This is a genomic window from Maribacter sp. ACAM166 (genome assembly GCF_005771495.1).
Classification (GTDB): Bacteria; Bacteroidota; Bacteroidia; order Flavobacteriales; family Flavobacteriaceae; genus Maribacter.
The window spans coordinates 35,936-62,496 of the sequence record NZ_VAUW01000026.1 but is presented as its reverse complement, the minus strand read 5'-3'; the positions used below and the strand labels follow the sequence as shown (position 1 = coordinate 62,496).

Here is a 26,561-nt window from a genome sequence, read left to right as displayed (position 1 = left end):
ACTGAAAGCTATGGCAAAATACAAATGGTACTTATCAAATCTGGTCGCTTTTATAAGACTCAACCTTTTTGTTAAGGTAGACCTCCAAAAATGGCTCGACCACCCTTTTCAAGACCATCCGCCGCCTAAACAAAATATCGTACAGGGGGTTCTATTCTGAAAAAAACCAAAACGGTAGCTTTAGGTCAATGAAAACAGTAAAGTTATTCATTCTTGAAAACGTTTAGGACAGGATTGGTTCATTACGTTAGAAATTAGCCTCAGAAAAACCTAAACCATATTTTTCTGTTGGATATAAGATTCCTTTTTCCAATTTAAAAATATTGTGAAACGGATCATCGATAATATCTAAATGACCATCCAAGTCAGCATACACAATATTCGGTCTTGATAGGGCAAAGTGTAACCCAGCAGCAATACCTAATCCACACTCATCTATACAACCTACCATGGCATCTAATTTTGCAGCCTTCGCCACCGAATTGATATGCATACCTACCCAAATACCACCGACCTTTTGTAGCTTAATATTAACCATATCAACACGTTCATTCTGTGCCAAGCGAAATGCATCGGTCAATGTTTTTAAACTTTCATCTGCCATTACAGGAATACTTACTTGACCAGTAACTTCACCTAACCGCTCTTCTGCCTCAATTTTTGTCGGCTGTTCAAAAATCTCAATTCCGATTGCCGAGGTCGCCTTAACAAAATCTACCGATTCTTTTACCGAGTATCCTTGGTTACCATCGAACCTTAATTCGATGTTCGGATATTTTTCATGAACAGACCTCATTTTAGCAATGTCTTCTTCAAGATTTGAACCTCCTTTAATTTTTAATATGGTAAACCCTTGTTTTATGAATTCACTCGCATACGCCAAGGTTTCGTCCAACCCCATGATACCAATGGTAATACTGGTAGCTATGTGCGTACGGAATCCCCCTAAAAACTTATATAAAGGAACCCCAGCTTTCTTTGAAACTATATCGAACAGGGCTAAATCTACCATTGCCAATGCCGAGGATCTTTTACCTAACAACTCTTTTAATTCTAATAAAAGCAAGGCATACGTAAAGGGATCTTTACCTTTTAAATAGGGTATAATTATATTCTTGATGGCGTACGTAACGTCACCAGGTGATTCGTTGGTAACTACCGGGTCAGGTGCTGCACAACCATAGCCTATAATTTTACCATCCGTTTCAACTTTTAAAATGAAATTGCTCGTACGGTCTATCGTCTCGTAGGCAATCGTATATGGATCAGATAATTTTAGATCTAAACGCTCAAAGGAAATATTGGTTATTTTCATTTAATTTTAGACATTAAAAGTGCTATTAAATCTTCTGCTCCATATTCCAGCACGTCAAATGCAGGTAATTTAGTTTCTAAGGTGATGGCCTTACATACCTCTAAAATATCGTCTTTCTCCATCCCTTCGTGATTTACAGTTATGGCAATAACTTCTTTTCCTGATATGACTTGTATGGCATTAATTTGCTCTTCTAGAGAATGCATTTTATATCCTGGAAAGCCATCATACTCCAATCGTTTAGGCGCATGTTGCAAAATGACATAATCTGGTCTACCAGCAGCCAGAATTTCGAATCCACCCGGATAAGCAGGATTCATTAAACTTCCCTGCCCTTCTATAACAATAACATCTGGGTCTTCATTTTTCCATGCACTAACTACGGCATGTTCAATTTCGCCAGATACAAAATCATTGATACAGCTATCCATTACCATGCTGTATTTGGCACCTTGCATCCAACCCGTCTGACCTGTCCCAATCATCTCAGATTTTTTTCCCGCTTTTCTAAAACCATGAACCAAAATCCAAGCTGTTGTACGTTTACCTAAAGCGGAATCTGTTCCAAGAATGGCTAATTTTAGACAGTCAACCTTTTCAATAGCTCCTGTAAAAAAGTGAAGTTGGTCACGGTCTGGAGTTTTTCGAATATCCCTAATTTTTACATTTTTCTGTTTAGCCAAATCGACCAATTCGGGGTCATTGGTCAAGAAATCATGCAAGCCACTATCAACGTTCCACCCATGCTGTAATGCTTCTTTTATAGTTGCTTTTGCCTCTTTCGGTAATCTACCGCCATCAGGGGCAAGACCTATCACCAAATACGTGGGCATAGTATCGCTTGCCTTTAGAGCTGTAACGGCAGATTCCATATCCTTAAAAACAGGAATCCCGTTCGGTCTACCATCGAGAACATTACCGGCATCTAAACCCGCATATTTTTCATCAAGCACACCTATAATTTCATATCGTTCCGTAAAACGAACTAGGCCATGGGCCGTTTTACCATTTGGGGTATTAAAAGCACCTTCACAATACACAAGAGCCTTACCGTCAATAACTTTTTTCATCTATTTATATTAATTTTTTGCAGTGAGCACGGCAACAAAACGATCCGGTTCAAAATTTAATTTTTCATCTAATTCTAAAAGTCCTATGAGTCCTGCTGTTGAAGCAGGCAGAATTCTAAAACCTTCTTTTTTACTTAATAAGGAAGTCATCTCCTTTAGTTTTTTGTCACTTATATTAAATGCTTCACCCTCAGACTCTCGTAAAGCATACAATGCCTCTTCCCCATCAAAGCTATGCCAATTTATCAATGGTTCGTTGTACTTCGTTTCTTTGATTGCTGCAGGGTTTAAATCTTTGCAATGATCCAATCCTAATAAAAACGATTCTACTATCGGGTTTTTATGTGAAGAAGATGCCGCTATCATTTTAGGAATACGAGATGTTTTCCCTCTCTTAAATAGGTTAACAAAACCCCTGTAAATCCCCGCGAACAAAGTACCGTTAGAAACCGGAACGGCACAATATTTTGGAGCATCGCCTAAATCTTCAAAAATCTCTTGAGCAATCTGTGCATATGCCGAAATTTGCAAAGGTGTATTGGCACCACCAGGGTTCGCATCATACCACCCATGTTCGTTCGCTAGTTTTGAGCTTTCCGTTACAACATCTTCATAACTACCCGGAATTCTAATAATTTCAGCATGTAAAGTTCCCATTTCAGTGATACGGTCCGTATGGTATGTTTCCGGTATAAATATTTTACACGCTATACCCGCTAAATCTGCCGCCAATGCCATTGCCACGCCATAATTACCACAAGTAGCCAAACTAACCACTTTAAACTCTCTACGTAGTGCATCATAAAGTTGAGCAAATGCGATTCTGTCTTTTTGGGTTCCAGTCGGGTTATCGCCTTCATATTTTAAATACAATTGTCGCACATCAAATTCTCGCTCTAGCGTTTTTGCTCGGCTCAACCCGGTATCCCCTACCTCTAAACTTATAATATCCTCAAAACACTCTAACCTATCGACCAACGATTTTGAAGTATCCTTCACTATATCGCTAAGCCTCCTTGCCTCATTAGACACTTTGTTTTCAGCTGTTTTAACGCCATCTTTAAGATTCATAGTTATGCTTGTGTTCCATTACTGAATATACAGTTTTTAATATTATTTTTATTTTTTATTTCGAGGTGCTTTTCCACTAAAAAAGTAGATACATAGGTACTCTTTTATTCGAAATAATTTAAAATTTTAACATAGGATTTCATACTAATCAAGGAGAAATGGCGTCTTTGTTGAACAAATTAAAATTTCAATACAGATAAAAATTAACACAGGGCTAATCAGTCCATTAACTAATTTTGGCTACATTTTAAAATATGTATACATCAATGAAACCAAATCGATTCTTTCTACTTTTATCATTCCTCGTTTGCTATGTCATAAATGCGCAGGATGAGCTTCCATTAAAAATGGATAATTCAAAAATAAAACCCCTACAGAAACTTTTAGATAGCTCATTACAGACCAACTTACGTGATGAATTGGCTTCACACCCTGAATGGAACCAGCTAATCATACAAAAGAAAATGGCAGTAGGTTTAGTTGACTTAAGCAATCCCGAAAAAGTACGGTTTGCGCGTGTTAACGGCAACCATATGATGTATGCTGCAAGTTTACCCAAAATAGCGATTCTATTAGCTGCTATGGATGCTATTGAAAAGGGAGCGTTGAAAGAGACCGCCGAGGTCAAAAAAGATATGCGCTTAATGATCAGCAAATCTGACAATGCTGCTTCGACTCGAATGATAGACCGGGTGGGGTATGAAAAAATAGAAGCTGTCATGACCGATCCTAAATATGCGTTTTATGACGAACATAAAGGCGGCGGACTCTGGGTAGGTAAGCGTTATGGTGGAGGAGGAGACACCAACCGTGAGCCTTTGAAAAATTTAAGCCATGCCGCAACGGTAACACAGGTTTGTAGGTATTATTACCTTTTAGCGAATGGAAAGTTGGTGAACCAAAAAAGGTCTATGCAAATGTTAGACATTATGGAAGACCCAGAACTACACCATAAATTCGTAAATACGTTAGACCAAATCGCACCTAATGCAAGACTGTTCAGAAAATCTGGCTCGTGGAGAACCTATCATTCAGACTCTATATTGGTGTGGGGTAAGGATAGCAACAGAAGATACATACTCGTCGCATTGATTGATGATGCCAACGGAGAGCAAATTATTAGAGATTTAGTAAAACCAATAGAAAAGGTCCTAAAAAAGCCTGTACTTTAGGTCTAGGAAAAGATTTTAGTTCCATTCCTTGATGGTAGAAAAACTTATAAAAAAAATATTTGATGTACGGGAAGGTGAGTTCAAAGTTTCACTTTGGATGCTCGCCTACATCTTTTTGGTTATTGCCGTATTACTGATTATAAAACCAACCGTAAATGCGCTTTTTCTTTCTGAGTTAGGCATACAGCAATTACCATTTGCTTTTTTATTAGTTGCCGTTACAGCAATTACCAGCTCCTATTTTTATTCGAAAGCCGTTTCTAGATTTTCCCTTAAAAAGGTTATTGAGGTCACTATCATTAGCTCTATTATCATTCTTATTGGCTTAGGAATTCTTTTATCCTTGCAGGTAGTCAGCGGAGTTTTACTTTATTTTTTCTATATCTGGGTGGCAATATATGCTGTATTATCCGCATCTCAATTTTGGGTTTTGGCCAATTTGGTGTTTAGCATACGAGAAGCCAAAAGGTTATTTGGCTTTATAGGCTCTGGTGCTATTTTAGGTGGAATTATTGGTGGATACCTCACCTCTATCCTTGCGCCATTAATCGGTAATGAAAACCTCATGTTCGTTGCTGCTCTCCTCCTATTCTTCTGTATTCCATTACTGCGAAAAATATGGCATGTTCGTGTAAAAAAGAATGGGACTTTCATAAAACAAAAGAGTCCGGTCAACATGACAGAGCCTCCTCTGAAGCTTATATTACAGTCGAAACACCTCACCTATATTGCTAGCATTGTAGCCGTTAGTGTTGTGGTGGCCAAATTGGTCGATTATCTATTTAGTGATTTTGCATCTTCAGCGATACCCGATGCTGATGAGCTTACCTCCTTCTTCGCCTTTTGGTTTTCGACATTTAACTTATTGTCGCTAGTAATTCAGTTATTCTTTACCCATAGAATCGTTGGTATTTGGGGCGTAGGCTTTTCCCTATTACTCTTACCTATAGGCATATTTGGTGGTAGCATTCTATTTCTACTGTTACCAGAGCTTTCTGCGGTAGTAGTAATTAAAGCTATGGATGGAGTTCTAAAACAGTCGATTCACAAAAGTGCTTCTGAACTATTGACGCTACCGTTGCCTTTCGAATTAAAGAATAAAACAAAATCTTTTATCGATGTCGTTGTCGATAGCTTGGCGACCGGTATTGCTGGTTGTCTTTTAATTTTTGTGGTTCGAGGCCTTAACCTCCCATCATTTTACATTGGTGTTCTAATCATAGTACTTGTTTGCCTATGGCTCTACTTCATTTATAAAGTCCGTATCGAATACTACAAAACCTTTAGAACCAACCTAGAAGTATTAACTGATTCTTTCAAAAAGACCAAAAAAATTACCACGTCTAAAACATCTGTAGTAGCAGGAATGCGTACAGTTTTTAAAAACGGAAGCGATGAACAAATTCTTTTTATGCTAGACAAATTGATGGAAATCAATGATAAACGTTTTGCAGATGACGTAGAATTATTATTGGAGCACCCAAGTAACAAAGTGAAAATATCGGCCATTCAAAATTTATACTTTCTCAACGGACAAAGTATGACGGCCGAAGTTTCTGAACTTTTAAAAATTGATGATAGGGAATTGACCATTGCCACCTTGGCCTACATTTTGAGTTTTGCCTATAAGGATAAATCTTTTGTATTCGATTCTTACTTAGATCATGCAAATGAACGAATTGCTTTGGCCGCATTGTTTTGTTTAGCACGAGAAGCAAAAAATAATTACTCCTTGAAACAACGCTATTCATTACTTGAACGTATTTCAAAATCGCTCGACCATATTGAAATAAATCAGGATAGTAAAACATATCTAACAGCTATCATAGAACTATTGGGCGTTGCAAATATGCCACTATTCAATTCAGCTCTCATCAACTTTTTAACGCATCCGAATGATGAGATTGTAATGACCACTATTAGAGCTATTGGCAATACAATGGACTTTACATTAGGCCAACATATTATTCCATATTTGGAACAAAAGAAATTTAGACCGGTTGTATTGTCAGCGTTTAAACAATATGGCCCTCCAATTATACCCTTGTTGCGTAAAAACGTTGAGGAAAGGCTACAACCCTTACCCATCATACGTTTGATACCTATGGCCATGCAATCTTTTAACTCAAAGGAAGCTATTAATCAACTATTATTAGTATTAACCGATAATGACCTAACGGTACGTTTAGAAGTAGTACGCGCATTAAGCGTAATTCGTTCAACGCATCCACACTTAAAATTCAATCGCTACAAAGTCGTATCTGTTATTTTTGATGAATGTAAGCTGCATCATCAAACTTTATCTTCGATGCATACCCAAATTATAATTTCCTATCGAAACAGGAACAAGTCCAAAAAAGAAATTGGAGATGCAGAACGCGATGCGCGTACTAGCCTTTTAGAGTTGTTGGAACGCAGGTTAGATTCTGGCTTGGAACGTATTTTCAAGTTACTTGGCTTGCGATACCAACAGAAAGATGTAGCTATAGCTTATGAAGGCCTCTTAAGTCATAAACAAGAAGCACAACACAATGCCATAGAATTTCTAGACAATCTTCTTACAGGTGAGCTTAAACGTAAACTGTTACCTATAATCGAAGAGTCTGCCCTTGATGTGTCTTCTGAAGAAGAACTTCAAAAAATAAAACATAAGATACCTTCAGAATTCGAATGTTTTAACTTGCTATTGCAGGGTAATGATTTGAAAATTAAATTGGCGGTACTATATCTTATTGCACAGCAAAAAGAGCCTCGGTATTTAACCCTTGTCGAAAATCACCTCAATGATGCCGACCCAAAAGTAAAAAGTTTTGCAAAGGATGCGTATACGGCACTAAGTAAACCGTAACGCTGAATGCGTATAATTTCCTATACTTTTAAATCTCATGTAACTTATATGCACGCAATTAAAGTTTATTTAAAAAAAAGAAAATGCTTTTAACCCTGTATTACCTACCCCGATGAAAAAATCATTTATTGTTACTCGCCTTCAATTTAAAACTATAACCGAATTGCCTGGTTATTGGACGGAAGCCAAGTATCTTGATTTATTAGAGCTAATGGATTTTGACAATCCTTCAGGTTTAGATAAAGCAGAAATTAAAGATATGTGCTTGATGTCCCTTACGGATAATGCCCCAGATGAGGCTGCAAAAATTGTACTCACTTATGTTTTTGGTAACAAACTCAACAAGGGTCAAATCGAAAATATTTCAAATGAAATATTGGAAGAAAAGTTATGGGAAGAATACGCAGACCTATCGCTACATGAAGATTTTTTTGCAGTACATCAACTGTTATATGCTGCATTTGAAAGCAAGTTCCCTCATCCAGAAGCTGTATCATTTCAAGTATGTATAAAAGAAACAGCAAAGAACAGTTTGGCAATTTTTGACAGTTATCCAGAAGCAACCTTAGTACGCTTATTGGTTGGCGGTTTACCCGATAACAATGTCATCCATAGGCTTTTTGATGATAAAATTGACAGTGATACATTTCCTGAAGCTAAGGATATACTTTGGCAACTAAAACTGGTAAAAAATGAATTGGGAGAATTGATGGCCGATGTAATTTCTTCCCACTATTGGTTCAAAGATTTGAAATATGTGGATTCTTTTGAAGCAGAAACCCATGCCGATGATCCACCTGAATAAATATTAAAAGCAAAAAACATACTCGCCTGCCGGACGGTCAGATGTCCAAAATCTTTTTAGACCCTAAAAAGTTATCGATACACTCATTTTCTAATAAAAAATTAGAAAATGAGCACTCGAACTGACATTTTTATTAACTAATCTAAAAATACTCAATGGGTTATTTCAAAAAAACTTGGTTCTTTAGGTTAACTATTTTCTTCCAATTCCACAATTAAGTTGGCAATTAAAGCGGTCCAGCCTGTTTGGTGAGAAGCTCCAAGACCTTTACCTGAATCCCCATCAAAAAACTCATAAAAGAAGTGCTGATTCTTAAACTGCTCATCTTTGGTGAATACCTTATTTGCATCATCAGAGTGGTATTGGAATTTACCTTCTGCATTGGGTTGAAAGAGTTTTATCAACCGTTTTGAAAGCTCGTTTGCTATCTCATTTAAGTTTAATTTATTACCAGATCCTGTAGGGAATTCATACACATATTGCTTTCCATAAAACAGGTAATACTTTCTAAGCGATTGAATAATCATATAGTTCAGTGGCATCCAAATCGGACCTCGCCAGTTAGAATTGCCCCCGAACATATTTGAACGACTTTCACCAGATTCATATTGTATCTGGTGGTGCCCATTATGTTGAAATACAAACGGATGCTCTTCATGGTATTTTGAAAGAGAACGGATTCCGAATTCAGAAAGGAACTCATTCTCATCTAATAATCTTTGAAGTAATTTCTCCAACCTAAATCCTCGCATAATGGAAAACAAATAATTTCCATCGGCATTGAACTCTTCAATATTGGAAACCAACGAAGCTAAATCAGGGCGTGTTCGTACAATTTCAGCTGCTCTTACTTTAAAATGCTTTAATTCTTCAAATAAATCTTTATGAATAATTTCTACTGCAAACAAGGGTATAATACCTACCAACGACCGTACTTTTAAACGATTTGTTGTACCATTTGACATTTCTACTACATCATAATAAAAATCATCTTCATCATCCCACAAAGAAATTTCCTTTTTCCCTATATGATGCATGGCCCAAGCGATGTTCAAGAAATGCTTAAAAAATTTTGCAACACTATCTTCATAAATAGAATTAGTGTTTGCTAGCTCTAAGGTCATGCGTAGCATATTCAACGTAAACATGGCCATCCAACTTGTAGCATCTGCCTGTTGCATACGCGTGATACCCTCTGGCATATGGTTACGGTCAAAGACCCCAATATTATCCAGCCCTAAAAACCCACCTTCAAAAAGGTTGATCCCATTTTTATCTTTTTGGTTTACCCACCACGTAAAATTGACAAGTAACTTTTGATACGCTTTTTCTAGGAATTTTGTATCACCAACTCCCGTGCGTTTTTTATCTTTTTCATACACACTCCAAACTGCCCATGAATGCACAGGCGGATTCACATCGCTAAAATTCCATTCGTATGCAGGTATCTGACCGTTAGGGTGCATATAGCCTTCTCGCAATACTAAAAGCAATTGCTCTTTGGCAAAATAAGGGTCTATTTCTACAAAAGATACCATATGAAAAGCTAAATCCCAAGCGGCATACCATGGATACTCCCATTTATCTGGCATTGAAATTATATGGCGATTGGTAAGATGTTCCCAATGAGCGTTACGTGAATCGGCACGATAAGGTTTGGCTTCTCCATCACCACCAAACAACCATTTATAGACATCATAATAATAAAACTGTTTGGTCCATAAAAGGCCAGAAAATGCTTTTCTAGCTATTTCCTGCTGTTCCTGCGGCAACTCTTTCTTTAAGATAGTACTATAAAACTCCTCACACTCCGCAATTCTTTTATCAAAAATGGCATCGTAATCACTAAATGGATCTTTATTCTTTTTCTTACTTAAGCGTACTTTTATCGTTTTTTCTTCGCCAGATTTCAGCCTTAATTCATGCCAAACCGCAAATTTCGAACCTTTCTTATCTGGGTTTACCGAATCTAAACCATTCACTACGTGATCATTAATACCGTCTTTTACATAATCGACTTCATTGGGAACATCATAAATACGCTCATTATTGGTCTCGTTTTCGCAAAATAGCTGCTCCCCATGTTCATGATAAAAATAGTACCTACCGTTTCTTGTACTTCTAGATTGTACAGCATTATTTGATATCGATTTCATCTCTGGACGCTCAAAACGATCGTTGTGCTTCCAAAAATTACGAAACCAAAGATGTGGCAATACGTGAATAGTAGCTGCTCTCGGCCCTCTATTGACTACCGTTACTTTCATTAAAATATCACCAATATCTTCTTTGGCATATTCTATAAAGCAATCGAAATAGGTGTTATTGGCAAAAGCTTTAGTATCCAAAAGTTCAAACTCAGAGTCTTCTCTACCCCTATCTTTATTATTCTTGAGGAGTTCCGCATATGGAAATTTCTTATGCGGATACTTATATAAATACTTGGCATAAGAATGTGTTGGTGTAGATACTTGATGAAAATAGAGTTCTTTAACATCTTCGCCATGATTACCCTCGTCATTGGTGAGACCAAATAACCGTTCTTTTAAAATTGGATCTTTCCCATTCCAAAAAGCAGGTGCCAAACAAAGAATTTCTCTAGAATCGCAAAATCCACCAATACCTTCTTCGCCCCATCTATACGCATTACTTCGTGCCTTATCATGACCCACAAAATCCCATGCGTGTCCATTGGCACTATAATCTTCCCGTACCGTTCCCCATTGTCTTTCTGCTAGATAAGGTCCCCATCGTTTCCAATTTTTATAATTATCCTCAACGGCTAATCGTTCTTCCTCAGCATTTTTATTGACCATACAGTCTAAATGAATTATTTCTATTAAAAAATTTCAATCTCAATTCCCGTTAACAGTTACACGTTAGGACTTCAAAAAGTTGAGCAATTTATTATATCCTTTTCAAAATATCTGCAAAAATACTACAAGTAACCACATTTGATTGTCAAACTGTACAGGTAAATGAGCTGTATTACCTAATCAATACTAGTGCGTAGGTTCTATAATCGACTTATAACCAATTATTTTCCTTTCATAAACAGGTTTAAAAGAGTGCTTGTACATTTTTATCAGTTATCTTATTCGTAAAAATTTAGACATTCAAATAACTTATAAGTAGTCCTGATAAGAATTTATAGGGTTTTACCTTAATAGCACCTAGAGCATGTGCCTAATTATTTATCGTAAAAAAATCATATATTTAAGTAATGAAAATTACAAACCACCTCCTAACCCTACTATTTATTGTCTTCTTCAACCAATCTTTTTCACAAGCGGAAAAATCACAAAATTTCATTCAAACTATTGGCGGTTCGAACTTGGTGATCGAAATGACTGCCATTCCTTCAGGGAGTTTTTCGATGGGAAGTCCAGCATCTGAAGAAAATAGGAATACCGACGAAGGCCCCATACATAATGTAAAACTAGATAAGTTTTGGATGGCGACGTATGAAATTACCTGGGAGCTCTATAATCTTTTCGTAAATAGGTCCATTGATAGTTTAGAGACACGTTCTAAAGCTACTGACTTAGATATAGCCATAGATGCTATTTCAGGTGCTACCCTACCCTATGTTGATATGAGTTTAGGAATGGGTACTAGCGCAGGTTTGCCTGTTGGTAATGTTACACACTATGCCGCTTCTCAATTTTGCAAATGGCTTTCCGCAAAAACAGGCCATTTTTATAGGTTACCTACAGAAGCTGAATGGGAATATAGCGCACGTGCCGGTACCGAAACCGCCTACCATTTTGGCAATAACCTAAAAGAACTCGACAAGTATGGGTGGCATTATGAAAATAGTAATGACACCTACCACCAAGTTGGCGAAAAACAACCTAATGCTTGGGGATTATATGATATGCATGGTAATGTTGCAGAATGGACGTTAGACCAATACTGCCCAGAAGTTTATAAAACAAGGGATGCAATTACAGCATCACCATTAGAAATTGGCAATGAGACCTATCCACGCTCTGTACGAGGCGGATCTTATTATGACGATGCCGAATATTTAAGAAGCGCTGCCCGTTTGGGTTCTACAGAAAATTGGATAATGAGAGATCCACAATTTCCAAAAAGCAAATGGTGGAATACAGATGCCCCATTTGTTGGCTTCCGAATAGTTAGAGATCCTAAAGTGCCGAATGAAATCGAGATTAAAAAATATTGGGGCGAATAGTCTCCTAACATTTAAAACCAAGTAGTATGAACAGTTCTAAAAACAAAACTATCCTAAAGCCCGAGAATTCAAGACGGGGATTTTGTAAAAACACAGCACTTGTTGGTGCAGGAATGCTATTACCAGGATTGGAAATGAGCGCAATGGCCAACGTTTTAAATGATAAGAAATTAAAATTGGCTGTAATCGGTTGTGGTGGTCGTGGTAGCGGTGCCGCAAATCAGGCCTTAAAGGCAGATGCAAACATAGAATTAGTGGCCATGGCCGATGCTTTCCAAGATCAATTGGACAAGAGTCTGGTCAACCTGCAAAAAGAATTTGAAGGCACTAAAAAAGTGAATGTAAAAGATGTCCATAAATATGTTGGATTAGATGCGTATAAAAAAGCAATAGATCAAGCCGATGTAATTATTCTAGCAACGCCACCGGGTTTTAGGCCTTATCATTTTGAATATGCCATAAATGCTGGCAAGCATGTATTCATGGAAAAACCTGTCGCTACTGATGCACCTGGTATTCGAAAAGTATTGGAAATGGCAAAAATTGCGAAAGAGAAAAAATTAAATGTTGTGGTAGGTCTGCAACGCCACTATCAAAATAATTATTTAGCCATTGCCGATAAAATAAAACAAGGTGACGTTGGTAAAATAGTATCGGGACAAGTGTATTGGAACAGCGGTGGGGTTTGGGTACGACCACGCCAAGAGGGCCAGACAGAATTGGAGTATCAAATGCGTAATTGGTATTACTTTAACTGGCTTTGTGGAGATCACATTTTAGAACAACATATTCACAATATAGATGTCGCCAACTGGTTTATTGGGGAGTATCCTATATCTGCACAAGGAATGGGCGGAAGATTGGTGCGTACCGGAAAAGACCATGGTGAGATTTTTGACCATCATTTTGTGGAATTCAAGTATCCCAGTGGTGCAGTAATCGCTAGTCAATGTCGTCACCAACCAGGAACATGGTCCAAAGTTGGCGAAAACTTTCAAGGAACAAAAGGGAGTATCGACATGAATGACGCCGGTGCGGCAAGCATTATTGGATTGGACGGAGAAAAAATATTCGACTACCGTAATCGAAATGACCCGAATCCGTACCAAGTAGAGCACGATCGATTATTTGCTTCTATACGAAATAAGGAAGTGATTAGTAATACTGAAAATGGTGCAAAAAGTACAATGACCGCAATTATGGGCCGTATGGCAACCTACTCCGGAAAAGTGATTACCTGGGAGGATGCTATGGCTTCTGAAAAATTATTAATGCCTAGCGAGCTCACATGGGATTCAACACCACCAAGTGTTCCAGGACCAGATGGTGCCTACCCTATTCCTTCACCCGGAGTAACGGATGTTTTGAGTTAAAAATTAGAAATAAAATTGCTTCTATTAATATGCGTTGCAGAACGTAGTTCTTTTAGAGAACTACTCTATTTTAGAAAGTTTATCCTGATATATTTATTTATAATCTATCAGGATATCTGCAACTTTTTCTAAGTCAGATGCTACGATTTCAGGCATAGGTGCCAAAGGGAATAATTGTTGTCCGGGTCTCCTGATAAATGCAGCACGCCACCCTGCCCAAAGTGCTCCTGCAACATCCCAGCCGTGAGCGGCAATGAGCATACATTCTGATGGTTTTACATCCATCTTTTGTGCACCCCAAGCATAGGTGTCTGTGAAGGGTTTAAATTTACCTACCTCTTCAACGCTTAGTCTTTCGTCAAAGTATGTTGTTAAACCTGCATTCTCAAACTGGGTTTTCAGACCATCATTTGATGAATTGGTAAATGCAACTAATTTGTAATCTTCCTTTTTCAATTTGGTTAGAGCCCCTTTTACTTCAATATGTACAGGTAAATTTTGCATCGCCTCAATACTAATTTTACGTGCGTCATCTTCTGTAATTGAAATATTATTATTTGCTGCTACCATTTGTAAAGCCGCAGCTCCTATATGTCCAAAGGGTTTATACTGTCCGCTTGCAGAGGTAACTAAAGAATAATGCAACATGGTCGTAAACCATAAGGACAGTAAGTCTTCCCTTCCTCCTAAAGCATTACCCACCTTCTTTTTCATTTGGGTAAGGTCAAGCAGCGTTTCATTAACATCAAAAAACAGGACTTTAGGTCTTACTTTTTTTTTACTACTTATAGTAAGGTTTACCTTACTCTCCACGTCATTAGGAACATTTGATTCTGTTATCGCCATATTCAATATATGCTATTTCTGTTTTTATTTTCCTAAACTAGCAGTAAGCCATTCAATTCTGTCACTTAATAGTTAAAACAATACGCTTATTTTTTCCAAACAAAATTTTGAAAACCTTCGTCCAATGGTGTTTCCGCAATATGATTGGTATAATTACTGATTACCTTTTGCGACAAGCCAAGAATGATTTCCAATACATGTCTTTGAGTATAACCTGCCGTGTAAAAATCATCTATTTCTTCTTGTGATACATTACCGCGATTTCTAGTAACAGACAACGTCATTTCGTGCAAAGCTTGAAGCTTTGCAGAAGGCATTGTAGTTTTATTTCTCAATGCATCGGTAATTAAATCATCTACTTTCATTGCTTTTGCAATAGCAGAATGTGCCGGCACACAGTAGTGGCATTCGTGTTCTACATTAATAGTCTGCCAAACCACCGTAAGTTCATCATTGTTAAAGGAAGAGTTCACAAATAACTCGTGTATAGATTGATACGCTTCTAACAATCCTGGTACTTCTGCTAAAGTTCCATGTAAATTGGGAACATACCCATAGGCCTTTTTAGAATTTTCAAGTAATGCTTTACTTTTTTCAGGAGCTGAATCAATAGTGTGAATTGTCAATGCTTCTCGTTGTTTTACTGTACTCATAATTTTTAATTATTATCCATATTAATAAATAACTAAACTATCGTTTAGTTTAAAGTCAAAAAAAATGTTAGCTGTTCTTAAATATGTTTTCTATATAATTATCAAGCTGTTTTTTAGTAAAAATTCTTGTTGCAGATGATAGTCCAAACATTGATATCAATAGAAAATCTGCTTGTTGTTCAATAGTTTCCTCATTTGTACTAGCATCTTGTCTTAAGCAATTTGCGAAAACCTGTTTTACCTCTTCTGTAAACTCAGTTAAAACTTTTTTTATTCGTTCATCAGCACCTTCTCCTATTTCATTTGCCGTATTGGTTACCAAACAACCTTTACCGAATTCTGTCTCTTTAGTGAATTCAATAAACTCATAAAAATATTCCTTTATTCCTACTATCCCATTTGCAGATGCTTTCAGCTTACTCAATAGTCTATTCAACTTCTTCGTATAGCATTTTATGCTTTCAAGAAAAACACCATTTTTATTGCCGAAACTTGAGTAAATAGAGAACTTGTTTATGCCCATCTCTTTTTCGAGCATTTGCATAGAGGTAGTTTCATAACCATTTTTCCAGAATAAATTCATAGCCTTTTCGATAACTTCTTCTTCTATATATTCTTTCCTTCTAGCCATTACTATTTTAACATAGCACAAAGCTAAACAATCGTTTAGAAATTAAAAACTATTTAACTTTTGCTTAAGGATTCTAGTGTTTTAGAACCAGATGGTTCATACTATTTGACTACACATGGCGTAACGGATGTTTTGGGTTAGATTTCAGAAAAGGGTGTTAAAAAAACTTGTGTAACAATCGTTGGTGATTATTTCGAATGAAGAATTCACCAACGATTTGAACCACTTTCCAAATCTGTACTGACCTCCTCCCGTTAAACTATCCAATTTAACGGGAGGAGGTCATTTGTATCGTTTGACAATGCTAATTTATAATAGCGTTTGTCAAAATAATCTACTTGAAATAATTCAACTTCTACCATAGTACTCATTTCTGAATTGGTTGGTGGTAATAATTTTTCAAATGATAAAAGTGGATTGCTAGTATTAACGTTAAAAATTATTGGATTAGCCTGATTCTTATCAAGCAAAATTATTCGTTCAGAACTGGTTTGATGTGACGAGTGTTCGGTTACAGCTCCTGAAAACTGAGTATAGATTATAATGCTTTCCTCAAATTCTTCGTTTGTACTAATTTTCAGGTTTACGGGATATACCTGTGTAGCATAAAAATTACTTTCCTCTGAACCACCAATATTTTCCTCATTCACAAAGTTGCGTATACTACTAAAATAAAAACCCTCCCTCAAAGAAATTTCAATATCATAGACCGTTACTTTCCCAGATATTTCAAAAGTTAAGTCATACTTCCCATTAGCATTGGTAGAGGTCGAATCTACAGAGCCTTTTAAAATATAGTTCGTTCCTGCAAAAGTTCCTTGCCGTACAAATTCAGAAATTTTAACTTCAATATTTGGAATCGGTACTTGATTTATGGTATCGTAAATATGACCAAAAACTCTTGTTTCAATACCAGACGGTAGTGGTTCTTCCTCACAACCCGTTAAAATGTCAGCAAAAACACCAGAACTAAAAGTTTTTTCACGTATTAATAAATTAATATTAACCTAACCCTTTTGTATTATTTTATCAATATTCCCCGCTAAGTACATATGATCACTTGCAGAATTTTTACGAAGTACATTCGTCATTAAAACCACCATATACCGACAATTATTTGGATGCTCAACAATGATTACTGAATTCATGAAATTGGTTACATTACCCATGTACTTTCCACAGGCTTCACCTTTGCTTCGGTCACATTTATATAAAGAACCCGACTTAAAATATACGGCAGCTTCTTTTAATGCAGGTGATTGTGCATACCGTATTCTTCGGTCCGTCATATACATTAACCGTTTCATTTCTAGACTAGAAGCTTCATCAACAACGGCACCTTGCTCTAACTGAACCAAAAATTTCATTAATCCTTGTGGTGAACCAATACTACCGCCTTTATCTCCAACATAGGTATTGGCGCCTCGCGTAAAGAAACTTCCCAAACGCCACTCATCGGCTGTAATTCCTAAATCACGTAATGGCAAGTTGACTACGTCGTTTCCTAAATCAGTCAATTCTTTTTTTGGAGTTTCCTTAAAATAGGTGTCTGTTTCTTCTTGAGTCAATTCTGGATACTTATCTCCAAATGCAGCCATCAACAGCACTTCTCTCCACACAATACTTGCGGCGCCGTTATTACTAACAGAAAGCATATGATCCGTCCATTCATAAAGCGTAAATACATCGCTCGAAATTACTTGACGTTTTACCAATGTATTCTTTTCAATATTATAAATAGGAATCGTATGTTCATCGGTCAAACCCCAAACCCCGGCCTTAACGGACTTGTTTTTTAACAGCTCCGTTCTTTTCTCAAAGGAATCCGGATAAATTTTTGCCAATTGCGTGAACAATCCGTGTAAAACCGCCAATTTACCTACACTACCTGGTTGATAGCCTGCAGTTTCATTTCTCCCTGCGTAACGAACATTTTTCGGGTCGGAAATATCTAACACGGTCAATGAATAACTTTTATCCAAACCACGGAACAGTATATTAATTTCCTTTTGAAAAGCTTCATCAACATGCATCAAGACCATAGCGCTGTCTTGCCTTCTGTCTAAGAGGTTCAATTGAATATCGCTGTATGATTTCAACGCTCCAACCGGCAACACAGTAGCATCCTTTATTTCGCCGCTTTTAATTCGTTCCAAACGCTTTAAACGTTTGATACCTGTACGCTCGTACCCGTCAATAGGATAATAGGTGTAGGTTGTAAATGCTGATGCACAAAACATGACAATCAGTACTAATAAGATTTTCTTCATTATAATTTTGTGCTTAAATAAATTTCTTTCTCCGTGTTAATTTTAGGGGTAATAGATTCCAAATATCCAGAACTTACTGCTTTTTTATTCTCTACAAAAGGCCGTATTTGAAAAAGCCATAGCTTATCATCTTTAAAACCAAGCTCTACATCATAGGCCCCTTCATAATCTGAATCAGTAGCATTAGGTAAAGTCTCGCGAATTGTTTTCGCCAGCTGCCTAATTTCATTTAGGTTTTGCTCATTGACCACTCTACTTTGAAACGTTGCCACATTCTTTCCAGTACCACCAGAAACTGGCAACCTATTGAACATCGATTCACGAGCAGGTGCCAATAAGCGATACCCACCGGCATCATAAATAGTATAGGTCTCGGCGGATTGACCATCAACGGCACCACCTGCTCCCCTACTAAAGGCAATGGTTAAATCTTTTTCATTGCCTGAATTGATACCCTTGGTAATCAATACTCCAGAATAATCTACATCTACACTAGGTATTACCAAAATGGAAGGGAATACATTCTCTGGATTCAACAAATACTTTTGACGCCATTTAAAACTACGTTCGGTATAGGGCGATGCCCATACTTCTTTTATACCATTTAAAATCTTCTCCTTATCCAAAACATTGAATAAGGTTAGGTTTAAACCAGCACCCGTAAAATCCTTTAGGTCCTCCATGTTGGTATCACTACGCAAGAACACAGGAACATTACCAAAATCAGAACCTAGAACAGTTTTAAACTTCGTTTCTAACTGGTTCATGAAGTCAGGTTTCAACACCATCTTTTTAATGGCATCCCTTAAAGTTGCTAATTGTCGCAATTGATAATTCTCAACTTCAGGCTCTGGCACAGCAGCATTTCGCATACGCTCTGCTTCAGCAAACATCGTATTTAAGTACGCCCAATATGAACTATTCTGACCTGGCATTTGTTGATCCATATGGTCCCTAAAAATACCAAACGGAATCACCAACCCTTCAACGACCTGTTCTGGGAACATTTTTTTCAACTGTCCTAAATTCGCTGCTTTTGGCCCACATAATGCTCCAGAATCACTGGCATCAACATTGCGCATATTTAAGACATCTGTGTTTTTTAACTGTATTTTCTCAATCGGTACTTCGATTTTATCGGTATTGCGTTCTTTCTTTACGAAAAGCGCGCGCTCCTGCGCTGTCATTTGAGCTTCAAGCTTAAGTATTACATTACCTTTATTCGACACGGCATAAAACACTCGCTCACCATCGTACTTCTTCAAACTTTGAAGGTTAGCATCAGATAAGGCTGCATTCGGAATCCCGAGATTACGTGCTAATAATTGCACATGCGACACCAAATTTCCTTCTGCAACTGTCGCAATACCCGCAACAGGTTTTAAATCGGATGGTGAACGTTGAAAAATATAAATCTTATCAGAGGATACTTGGATTTCTTCAGAAGATCCATCTACAACTACCAATTCGCCAAAGGCATACCCAGGATTCAATCCTCTAAACGTACTTTGATTTGAAATATCTAGAACCCTATTAGTCAACGCTGACTCCTTAGCGATAAAATCACCCAATTCCCCAACGCTTTTACCTAAATGCAATGCAATTGACCCTCTAATTCGGTCATCTATAAACGCATATGATTTTGGCTCGAATGTCGTATAGGTATCGACTACCTCTTGATAATTTGCTTTTACCATCGCCGCACTCCATTCAACCGCAGACCTAGCCGTTTCTAATACTTGGGTCAACTCTGCCAAACTCAATTTTTCTTGTTCGAATTTGCTCAACGAACCTGCAATCTGCTCCCATTCCCATAGTTCTAAATAGCCAGCCCCTGCCGATGCTGTTGTCAACGCACAAATTTTCTCTAACTGGCCACTTATGGTCGTAGCTTCCCAATTTGGAGCATTTTGAAACAACAACTCTTCAAGTTTTAAAGAAATATCCAACAATTGCATACGAGCAATCGGTCGTTTTTCTTGTATTAATCCTTCTCGAATATCAAAAAGCAATTGAGCCGTTTCATTAACAACATATGAAGGAGTCTCATTAGTAGCTATACCCTGTATAAATGCCTGTATTTTATCCCCTAACATTGTTCCCTTAAGCAACTTCGATTTATTCAATAAAACTTGAATATCAACTGGTCTAAAAAAGGTTTGCATAGTTACCACTAAGGCATCTAATTTTTTATTTAAATCAGCAGTTAACGATTTTTGATTCTTCAACTTAAAATCAACCACCCTTTGAACATCTGCGGGTTCTGGTTGGCTATGAATTTTGGTTCGTAAATCCATAAAGGGTACGTATATATCAGAAATCACTTTCGATTCGCTTCGCATTAACTGGGCAAGATTATCATCACCATTATGAGGAATATCTTTTAAGGATTGCCGTATGAGATAGAAATTATCAGCGACAACTGCATCTTTTGCCAATACCCATGTATAGAATTCAATACCCCATGCCTCCTCATCTTCTACCTGTACAGAACCCCTATAATACTGCCCCTTTTGATTGACCCAACCATCATCTACCAAACGCAGGTATTTATCTAGCTGGTATTGTTTTAAGCGTGAATGATTGTGCCCAATATCCCAAAATTCATCAGTACTTGTATAGGCTAAAATTTGACCTACATAAATATGATTACTTTTCCCCAAGGCAACAACATCGTCTTTATATCTTGCATGCTGTACACCAGGACCTATATTTTCAGGACACGGGTCTTTAGGTTGACGCACACTTCCATCAGCGCAAAACCAACGAATATCCTTATAGGGACCGCGAATATCTCCCTGGTGTTTTTCAATTAATAACTTAATTTCATTTGTAGTTAATGGAGCCTGTGAATAGGCTACATTAATCGTAGCAAAAAGTGCTATGACTAGCACACTATAAAAGGAATATATGTTACTTTTTTTCAATTGAATCATGTTGATTTATAGTTCAAAGGTACGATCAAATTAAACTATAATTGAATGTAATTATAAAATATTTTACACCAATAAAGTAAAAATACTACACTGGCTTACAGATAATTATGAATTAAAAAAAATCATAATAAAATGATAAAAAAAATCATTATTCAAGTATTTAGATTTCATTTGTATCAACATTTCAACCTATTTTAAGGATATGAAAAACAAACGAAAAAAAATCAATAACTTAACTAATAATTAAAAAAAATGAAATCAATTTTAGTAGTATTATTCGTAACATTTACTTCATTCGGAAGCGTTTATAGCCAAGATGTTGAAAAGATGGATGGAACTTATGTAGGGTATGAAGATGGCGTATATGTATTTACCGATAATGATGGATACAAAGCAGAATTCACTAATATAACCAATGATGTAAGCCAAGAATATAATTTAACTGATACCAAGTATATCGGCAAACAGTTCATTATCAGTTTTACTGTTGATACAGAAATGGATGAAGATGATGAAGATATTCAGGTGAGTACTATTGTAGGGCTTGTAATGCCCGAATAAACAACTAAAAAGGACCTTAGGTCCTTTTTTTTATGCCTTATTTTTATCCGTAATTACCGTAATACTACCACCTTAAAAAACCAAGTTCAAAGAGCCGATTCTTTTTCGTTTCTTTGTATTCTATAAGAAAAATAAAATGACTTTACTCGGTATTGATGTAGGTGGCTCAGGAATAAAAGGCGCATTAGTAAATAGCGAAACAGGAGAGATGACCTCTGAACGCTTTCGAATTAAAACTCCAGTCCCTAGAACACCTGAAGCAATGACCGACGTTATTGCAGAAATTGTCGCTCACTTCGATTATAAAGGTAAGGTGGGTTGTGGTTTCCCAACCATCATTAAAAACGGTGTTTGTAAAGCAACCGGCAACCTTGACCCTAGTTGGTTAGGCGTTAATGTAGAAGCTTTGTTGGAAAAGAAAACCGGACTTGATTTTACAGTACTCAATGATGCAGATGCAGCGGGTTACGCTACCATGAATTTTGGCATAGGAAAAGGTAAGAAAGGGTTGGTTGTAATGATAACAATAGGAACAGGTTTGGGAAGCGGTGCCTTTCTAGATGGTAGATTGATACCTAATTTTGAATTAGGACAACTACCCTATAAAAAATATAGTAAAATAGAATTATGGGCAGCAGGATCTGCAAAGGATAATGAAGGACTTTCCTATAAAAAATGGGGAAAGAGATTCAATACCTTTTTAGAATTTGTTGAATTAATTGTATCACCAGACCTTATTATTTTGGGCGGTGGAGCTTCAAAAGATTTCGAACAGTTCAAATCTCAAATTAAAATAGAAACTAAAGTCATCCCTGCTGAATTACAGAACCATGCTGGAATTATTGGTGCAGCTGTAGCTTCTCAACATAAGGCTCCCAAAGTATAAATCAGCATTCACCAGATATAAAGTATAAAAATCCCATAGCCACCTTTGGGATTTTTATGTTTAGTATGCTAACGACTAGTAGTCATTTAAAATTTTAGCATCCTTCGGTACATCAAAAAAATATTTTGGTAAATCGTCTTCAAAAGCTACGTTTGAAACTTGAATCTTTGTGATATACTCCCCAGGTTTTTCATCTTTTGTTAACCAATGAGTTTTATAATTAGTCGGAAACAAAATACCTTCAACATTATTTTCTCCTAAAACTTCCATGAATTTTTCAGGTGCGTGTCCGCCGTCCTTAAAATACTCAGGGTAAGAAACTATATATCTTATAGCACCAAGCTTATGTGACTCTTTACCGAAGTATAAAACATAATAATCATCTGGAGCGTCCCCTGTACCTGCTTCAAAAGTCACCTTAACTACATCTTGCTTTTGTTCTTTATACGTTACCTCAGGAAGCATTTCTAAATTCACTCCCTCCCCATTCAATACAAAAGGTTGACCTAAAAAGTAAAAAGGCGTTAAGGCCCAAAATTTAGTATCATACCCAAAAGCTGTACTATCTTTTACCTTTACCCAAGCTTTCTCCCCTGTCCAACCAAATTGTGCCGTACTATCAGCAATACTCGAATGCACAGCTTTATTGCTCCATGTATCCAGGGTCTGATAACTGTCTCGAGCCGTTTTTCCATTTAAAGGCTGATAATCGAATCGAAATGAAAGGGGTCCATTAGAATACCATTGCGATAAACCACCATGGGCTTCCATAGCATTCCAAACAATTCTGCCTGCTTCAGATTTACCTAATCTATCCTTAGCTTTATTTACTCGGCCATCTACCCAAGTCTTCGGAACCTCTGCAGATTCCTTTTCAGATACATACTTCTTTTCAGAAACCTGTTCAGATTTGGGATTTTCTTTACAGGATAGGATACATGCAAAAAGTAATAGAAGTGAAAACTTGTAGTATATTCTCATAATTGCATCTGTTGCGTTTTTATAACTAACTTAAAATTAAACGGCCTTATGGTCTAAACTAGCCTTTTTCCGTTCCTCGTAATTCTGAGCCACCTTTTTATCAAATTCTTCCGGTGCTTCAAAATTCAAGCGATTTTCATTAAGTCGTTCCTTACCACCAAAAATTACCTGACTTTCTTTATTCAGTAAACTTTTTAATGAGCGTTCGGCCACAAATTCTGGTGAATCCATTTCCCTTCCTTTAAATTTATGCATCATATCGGTATCTGTTGCTGTAGGAAATGAGCAGGTAACACTTATATTAAATGGAGCAAGTTCTCTACGCATAGAATCTGAAAATTGACGCACCGCTGCTTTTGTACTACCATACACCGAATAGAAAGGCATACCGATAAGTCCCAATCCAGATGAGATATTTAAAACTGCAGCTTCTTTGGACGATTTTAAAAGTGGAATACAATATTTAGTCAACAAAAGAACTGCGGTAAGATTAATGGCTACTTGACCATAAACGTCTTCATCTTGAATTTCCTCTAAAGGACCTGCGGAAACGATACCAGCATTATTTATCAAGATGTCTAAATGCCCCCATTTATCTTCTATTCGTGCCGCAGCTTTACGTAGAACCTCAATATTAGCGACATCTCCTACAATCTTTAGAAATTTTACACCTTCAAATTCTTGGGATAACTGTTTTAAATTTTGTTGATCGCGTACGATAACAGCTATTTTGCTAACACCACCTTTGACAAGTTCTTGTATCATGCATTTTCCAATTCCTCTAGTACCGCCAGTGATGAGCACATTTTTTCCTTCTAGTTGCATATTTTATTAGTTTGAGTTGGGCTGCATTATGTTGAAATTCAACTTTAAATTAGCTAAAATTTACATCCGAAGCGAAGAAAAATGGGGTTCGTTCAAATTATTAAGAAAGTAGTAATTTATACTCTAAAATTTTAGTAATTTCTTGATTTAGGAAGGCTCAATGGCAACTAATCTAAGATTTTTACGGCCCACGTATGAAAACATAAAAACTATAAATTTAAAGTATAAAAAAAGCCACCTTAAAAAGATGGCTAATATTATATACTGAAAGAGCAAAAAAAAGCCCCTTTAAAAGGGGCTTATATACTTATGCTATTTTATTTCGCTTACGGTCATTTTCCGTTAAGTAAATTTTACGTAGACGTAAATGTTTTGGAGTAACCTCAACATACTCATCTTTCTGAATATATTCTAAAGCTTCTTCTAAAGAAAACTTGATTGCAGGTACAATTTTCGCCTTGTCATCTGCTCCTGAAGAACGTACGTTAGACATCTTTTTAGTTTTAGTAATATTCACCGTCATATCATCACCACGAGAATTCTCACCAATAACCTGACCTTCGTAAATATCTTCACCTGGATCAACAAAAAACTTACCACGATCCTGTAATTTATCAATAGAATAAGGAATTGCTTTTCCTCTTTCCATCGAAACTAAGGAACCATTCTGACGTTGCGGAATATCCCCTTTCATAGGTTGATACTCTAAAAAACGGTGGGCCATAATAGCCTCACCAGCCGTTGCGGTTAATAATTGATTACGAAGTCCGATAATACCACGTGATGGAATTTGGAACTCGCATAACATACGATTCCCTTTTGCTTCCATCTTGGTCATTTCACCCTTACGAATAGATACCATTTCTACAGCTTTACCAGATACTTCATCCGGTAAATCAATCGTTAAATGCTCAATTGGCTCACATTTCACACCATCAATTTCCTTGATGATTACTTGTGGTTGACCAATCTGTAATTCATAACCTTCACGTCTCATCGTTTCAATGAGTACCGAAAGGTGCAATACACCACGGCCGAATACTAAAAACTTATCAGCACTATCAGTTGGATTCACACGTAAAGCAAGGTTTTTTTCTAATTCCCTAGCCAAACGATCCTTAATATGTCTTGAGGTTACAAATTTACCATCTTGTCCAAAAAACGGACTATCATTAATGGTAAACAACATACTCATGGTAGGTTCATCAATAGCAATAGTCTTTAATGCTTCTGGGTTTTCCAAATCAGCAACAGTATCACCAATTTCAAATCCTTCTACACCTACTAAAGCACAAATATCACCGGTTTCAACTTCTTCTACTTTCTTACGCCCAAGGCCTTCAAAAAGATAGACCTCTTTAATTCTAGATTTTACAATAGAACCATCACGTTTTACCAAAGAAATCTGTTGTCCTTCTTTTAAGGACCCTCTTTGCAGTCTTCCTATAGCAATTCTACCCGTAAATGAAGAGAAATCTAAGGAAGTAATCAACATTTGAGTATTACCATCTTTTGGCACGAACGTAGGTATATGCTCAATAACCATATCTAAAAGAGGCTCTATGTTGTCAGTCTCATTTCTCCAGTCATCACTCATCCAATTGTTCTTTGCTGAACCGTAAACTGTAGGGAAATCTAACTGCCATTCTTCGGCACCCAATTCAAACATTAAATCAAATACTTTTTCATGTACTTCTTCTGGAGTACAGTTTTCCTTATCAACTTTATTGATAACCAAACAAGGCTTCAACCCTAAATCAATTGCTTTCTGTAATACAAAACGCGTTTGTGGCATTGGCCCTTCAAAAGCATCTACCAACAACAAAACACCGTCTGCCATATTCAATACACGCTCAACCTCACCACCGAAATCGGCGTGACCAGGGGTATCGATAATATTTATCTTAGTGTCCTTATATATAACGGAAACGTTTTTGGAAGTAATGGTAATACCACGTTCTCTTTCCAAATCGTTATTATCCAAAATTAAATCACCGGCATTCTCGTTCTCACGAAATAAGCTACAGTGGTACATTATTTTGTCTACCAAGGTGGTTTTACCGTGGTCAACGTGCGCAATGATCGCAATATTTTTTGTAGTGGACATCTAGGTCTATTTT

Annotated in this window: 20 protein-coding genes; 7 read left to right on the top strand and 13 right to left on the bottom strand. The window is 36.9% G+C overall.

Annotated features, from left to right (window positions below; genetic code table 11):
• Window positions 1-247 precede the first annotated feature (247 nt).
• The 3 genes from ES765_RS15420 to ES765_RS15410 are packed head-to-tail and all read right to left on the bottom strand — an operon-like array spanning window position 248 to window position 3,456.
• On the bottom strand, window positions 248-1,315 hold the full coding sequence (locus ES765_RS15420) for a mandelate racemase/muconate lactonizing enzyme family protein (RefSeq protein WP_138115206.1): 1,068 nt from the start codon (window positions 1,313-1,315) through the stop codon (window positions 248-250).
• Window positions 1,312-2,385 carry a DUF1611 domain-containing protein gene (locus ES765_RS15415; protein ID WP_138115205.1) on the bottom strand — a complete coding sequence of 358 codons (1,074 nt, stop codon included), beginning with the start codon at window positions 2,383-2,385 and terminating at the stop codon, window positions 1,312-1,314. The genes ES765_RS15420 and ES765_RS15415 overlap by 4 nt, the downstream gene beginning before the upstream one ends.
• Before the next feature lie 9 nt (window positions 2,386-2,394).
• Window positions 2,395-3,456 (bottom strand): pyridoxal-phosphate dependent enzyme, encoded by a 1,062-nt coding sequence (locus tag ES765_RS15410; protein WP_138115204.1) that lies wholly within the window; start codon window positions 3,454-3,456, stop codon window positions 2,395-2,397.
• Window positions 3,457-3,722: 266 nt separating this feature from the next.
• On the opposite strand from ES765_RS15410, the gene ES765_RS15405 reads away from it, so the two are divergent.
• From ES765_RS15405 to ES765_RS15395, 3 genes are all read left to right on the top strand, one after another.
• Window positions 3,723-4,628: a serine hydrolase gene (locus ES765_RS15405; protein WP_138115203.1), complete on the top strand. Its 906-nt coding sequence runs from the start codon at window positions 3,723-3,725 to the stop codon at window positions 4,626-4,628.
• Between the two features lie 31 nt (window positions 4,629-4,659).
• Window positions 4,660-7,476 carry an Npt1/Npt2 family nucleotide transporter gene (locus ES765_RS15400; RefSeq protein ID WP_138115202.1) on the top strand — a complete coding sequence of 939 codons (2,817 nt, stop codon included), beginning with the start codon at window positions 4,660-4,662 and terminating at the stop codon, window positions 7,474-7,476.
• Between the two features lie 112 nt (window positions 7,477-7,588).
• Complete coding sequence (locus ES765_RS15395; protein WP_138115201.1) at window positions 7,589-8,281, top strand: hypothetical protein; 693 nt, start codon at window positions 7,589-7,591, stop codon at window positions 8,279-8,281.
• Between the two features lie 188 nt (window positions 8,282-8,469).
• On the opposite strand, the gene ES765_RS15390 is transcribed toward ES765_RS15395, so the two are convergent.
• Window positions 8,470-11,097: an MGH1-like glycoside hydrolase domain-containing protein gene (locus ES765_RS15390; RefSeq protein WP_138115200.1), complete on the bottom strand. Its 2,628-nt coding sequence runs from the start codon at window positions 11,095-11,097 to the stop codon at window positions 8,470-8,472.
• A gap of 407 nt (window positions 11,098-11,504) precedes the next feature.
• Here ES765_RS15390 and ES765_RS15385 point away from each other — a divergent pair, with 407 nt between their 5' ends.
• Together ES765_RS15385 and ES765_RS15380 are read left to right on the top strand one after the other, a co-directional pair.
• On the top strand, window positions 11,505-12,479 hold the full coding sequence (locus ES765_RS15385; RefSeq protein WP_138115199.1) for a formylglycine-generating enzyme family protein: 975 nt from the start codon (window positions 11,505-11,507) through the stop codon (window positions 12,477-12,479).
• A gap of 26 nt (window positions 12,480-12,505) precedes the next feature.
• A complete protein-coding gene (locus tag ES765_RS15380) occupies window positions 12,506-13,852 on the top strand; it encodes a Gfo/Idh/MocA family protein (protein ID WP_138115198.1) in 1,347 nt (448 codons plus the stop codon).
• 93 nt (window positions 13,853-13,945) lie between these two features.
• Here ES765_RS15380 and ES765_RS15375 read toward each other — a convergent pair whose 3' ends face one another.
• The 6 genes from ES765_RS15375 to ES765_RS15350 all read right to left on the bottom strand — a co-directional run bounded on the left by ES765_RS15375 (window position 13,946) and on the right by ES765_RS15350 (window position 21,188).
• Complete coding sequence (locus tag ES765_RS15375) at window positions 13,946-14,698, bottom strand: haloacid dehalogenase type II (protein WP_138115197.1); 753 nt, start codon at window positions 14,696-14,698, stop codon at window positions 13,946-13,948.
• 86 nt (window positions 14,699-14,784) lie between these two features.
• A complete protein-coding gene (locus ES765_RS15370) occupies window positions 14,785-15,351 on the bottom strand; it encodes a carboxymuconolactone decarboxylase family protein (RefSeq protein WP_138115196.1) in 567 nt (188 codons plus the stop codon).
• Between the two features lie 67 nt (window positions 15,352-15,418).
• A complete protein-coding gene (locus tag ES765_RS15365; RefSeq protein ID WP_138115195.1) occupies window positions 15,419-15,982 on the bottom strand; it encodes a TetR/AcrR family transcriptional regulator in 564 nt (187 codons plus the stop codon).
• 254 nt (window positions 15,983-16,236) lie between these two features.
• Window positions 16,237-16,632: a hypothetical protein gene (locus tag ES765_RS15360; RefSeq protein WP_138115194.1), complete on the bottom strand. Its 396-nt coding sequence runs from the start codon at window positions 16,630-16,632 to the stop codon at window positions 16,237-16,239.
• Window positions 16,633-16,989: 357 nt separating this feature from the next.
• Complete coding sequence (locus ES765_RS15355; protein ID WP_138115193.1) at window positions 16,990-18,252, bottom strand: serine hydrolase; 1,263 nt, start codon at window positions 18,250-18,252, stop codon at window positions 16,990-16,992.
• Entirely contained in the window at window positions 18,252-21,188 is a 2,937-nt protein-coding gene (locus ES765_RS15350) for a PEP/pyruvate-binding domain-containing protein (RefSeq protein ID WP_138115192.1), read from the bottom strand. Before ES765_RS15350 ends, ES765_RS15355 begins: the two co-directional genes overlap by 1 nt.
• Window positions 21,189-21,440: 252 nt before the next feature.
• Here ES765_RS15350 and ES765_RS15345 point away from each other — a divergent pair, with 252 nt between their 5' ends.
• Together ES765_RS15345 and ppgK are read left to right on the top strand one after the other, a co-directional pair.
• Window positions 21,441-21,749, top strand: coding sequence for a hypothetical protein (locus ES765_RS15345; RefSeq protein WP_138115191.1), 309 nt, complete (start codon window positions 21,441-21,443; stop codon window positions 21,747-21,749).
• A 136-nt stretch (window positions 21,750-21,885) separates the two neighbouring features.
• A complete protein-coding gene (gene ppgK / locus ES765_RS15340; protein ID WP_138115190.1) occupies window positions 21,886-22,635 on the top strand; it encodes a polyphosphate--glucose phosphotransferase in 750 nt (249 codons plus the stop codon).
• Window positions 22,636-22,710: 75 nt separating this feature from the next.
• Here the strand turns inward: ppgK and ES765_RS15335 are convergent, their stop codons facing one another.
• The 3 genes from ES765_RS15335 to typA form a co-directional block, all read right to left on the bottom strand.
• Window positions 22,711-23,616, bottom strand: coding sequence for a hypothetical protein (locus tag ES765_RS15335; protein ID WP_138115189.1), 906 nt, complete (start codon window positions 23,614-23,616; stop codon window positions 22,711-22,713).
• Between the two features lie 36 nt (window positions 23,617-23,652).
• On the bottom strand, window positions 23,653-24,441 hold the full coding sequence (locus tag ES765_RS15330) for an SDR family NAD(P)-dependent oxidoreductase (RefSeq protein ID WP_138115188.1): 789 nt from the start codon (window positions 24,439-24,441) through the stop codon (window positions 23,653-23,655).
• Between the two features lie 307 nt (window positions 24,442-24,748).
• Complete coding sequence (gene typA / locus ES765_RS15325; protein ID WP_138115187.1) at window positions 24,749-26,548, bottom strand: translational GTPase TypA; 1,800 nt, start codon at window positions 26,546-26,548, stop codon at window positions 24,749-24,751.
• Window positions 26,549-26,561 lie beyond the last annotated feature (13 nt).

Excerpts from the sequence above, each read along its gene's own strand:
- ES765_RS15420 (WP_138115206.1), bottom strand. The coding sequence starts at position 1,315 with ATGAAAATAACCAATATTTCCTTTGAGCGTTTAGATCTAAAATTATCT.
- ES765_RS15415 (WP_138115205.1), bottom strand. The coding sequence starts at position 2,385 with ATGAAAAAAGTTATTGACGGTAAGGCTCTTGTGTATTGTGAAGGTGCT.
- ES765_RS15410 (WP_138115204.1), bottom strand. The coding sequence starts at position 3,456 with ATGAATCTTAAAGATGGCGTTAAAACAGCTGAAAACAAAGTGTCTAAT.
- ES765_RS15405 (WP_138115203.1), top strand. The coding sequence starts at position 3,723 with ATGAAACCAAATCGATTCTTTCTACTTTTATCATTCCTCGTTTGCTAT.
- ES765_RS15400 (WP_138115202.1), top strand. The coding sequence starts at position 4,660 with ATGGTAGAAAAACTTATAAAAAAAATATTTGATGTACGGGAAGGTGAG.
- ES765_RS15395 (WP_138115201.1), top strand. The coding sequence starts at position 7,589 with ATGAAAAAATCATTTATTGTTACTCGCCTTCAATTTAAAACTATAACC.
- ES765_RS15390 (WP_138115200.1), bottom strand. The coding sequence starts at position 11,097 with ATGGTCAATAAAAATGCTGAGGAAGAACGATTAGCCGTTGAGGATAAT.
- ES765_RS15385 (WP_138115199.1), top strand. The coding sequence starts at position 11,505 with ATGAAAATTACAAACCACCTCCTAACCCTACTATTTATTGTCTTCTTC.
- ES765_RS15380 (WP_138115198.1), top strand. The coding sequence starts at position 12,506 with ATGAACAGTTCTAAAAACAAAACTATCCTAAAGCCCGAGAATTCAAGA.
- ES765_RS15375 (WP_138115197.1), bottom strand. The coding sequence starts at position 14,698 with ATGGCGATAACAGAATCAAATGTTCCTAATGACGTGGAGAGTAAGGTA.
- ES765_RS15370 (WP_138115196.1), bottom strand. The coding sequence starts at position 15,351 with ATGAGTACAGTAAAACAACGAGAAGCATTGACAATTCACACTATTGAT.
- ES765_RS15365 (WP_138115195.1), bottom strand. The coding sequence starts at position 15,982 with ATGGCTAGAAGGAAAGAATATATAGAAGAAGAAGTTATCGAAAAGGCT.
- ES765_RS15355 (WP_138115193.1), bottom strand. The coding sequence starts at position 18,252 with ATGAAGAAAATCTTATTAGTACTGATTGTCATGTTTTGTGCATCAGCA.
- ES765_RS15350 (WP_138115192.1), bottom strand. The coding sequence starts at position 21,188 with ATGATTCAATTGAAAAAAAGTAACATATATTCCTTTTATAGTGTGCTA.
- ES765_RS15345 (WP_138115191.1), top strand. The coding sequence starts at position 21,441 with ATGAAATCAATTTTAGTAGTATTATTCGTAACATTTACTTCATTCGGA.
- ppgK (WP_138115190.1), top strand. The coding sequence starts at position 21,886 with ATGACTTTACTCGGTATTGATGTAGGTGGCTCAGGAATAAAAGGCGCA.
- ES765_RS15335 (WP_138115189.1), bottom strand. The coding sequence starts at position 23,616 with ATGAGAATATACTACAAGTTTTCACTTCTATTACTTTTTGCATGTATC.
- ES765_RS15330 (WP_138115188.1), bottom strand. The coding sequence starts at position 24,441 with ATGCAACTAGAAGGAAAAAATGTGCTCATCACTGGCGGTACTAGAGGA.
- typA (WP_138115187.1), bottom strand. The coding sequence starts at position 26,548 with ATGTCCACTACAAAAAATATTGCGATCATTGCGCACGTTGACCACGGT.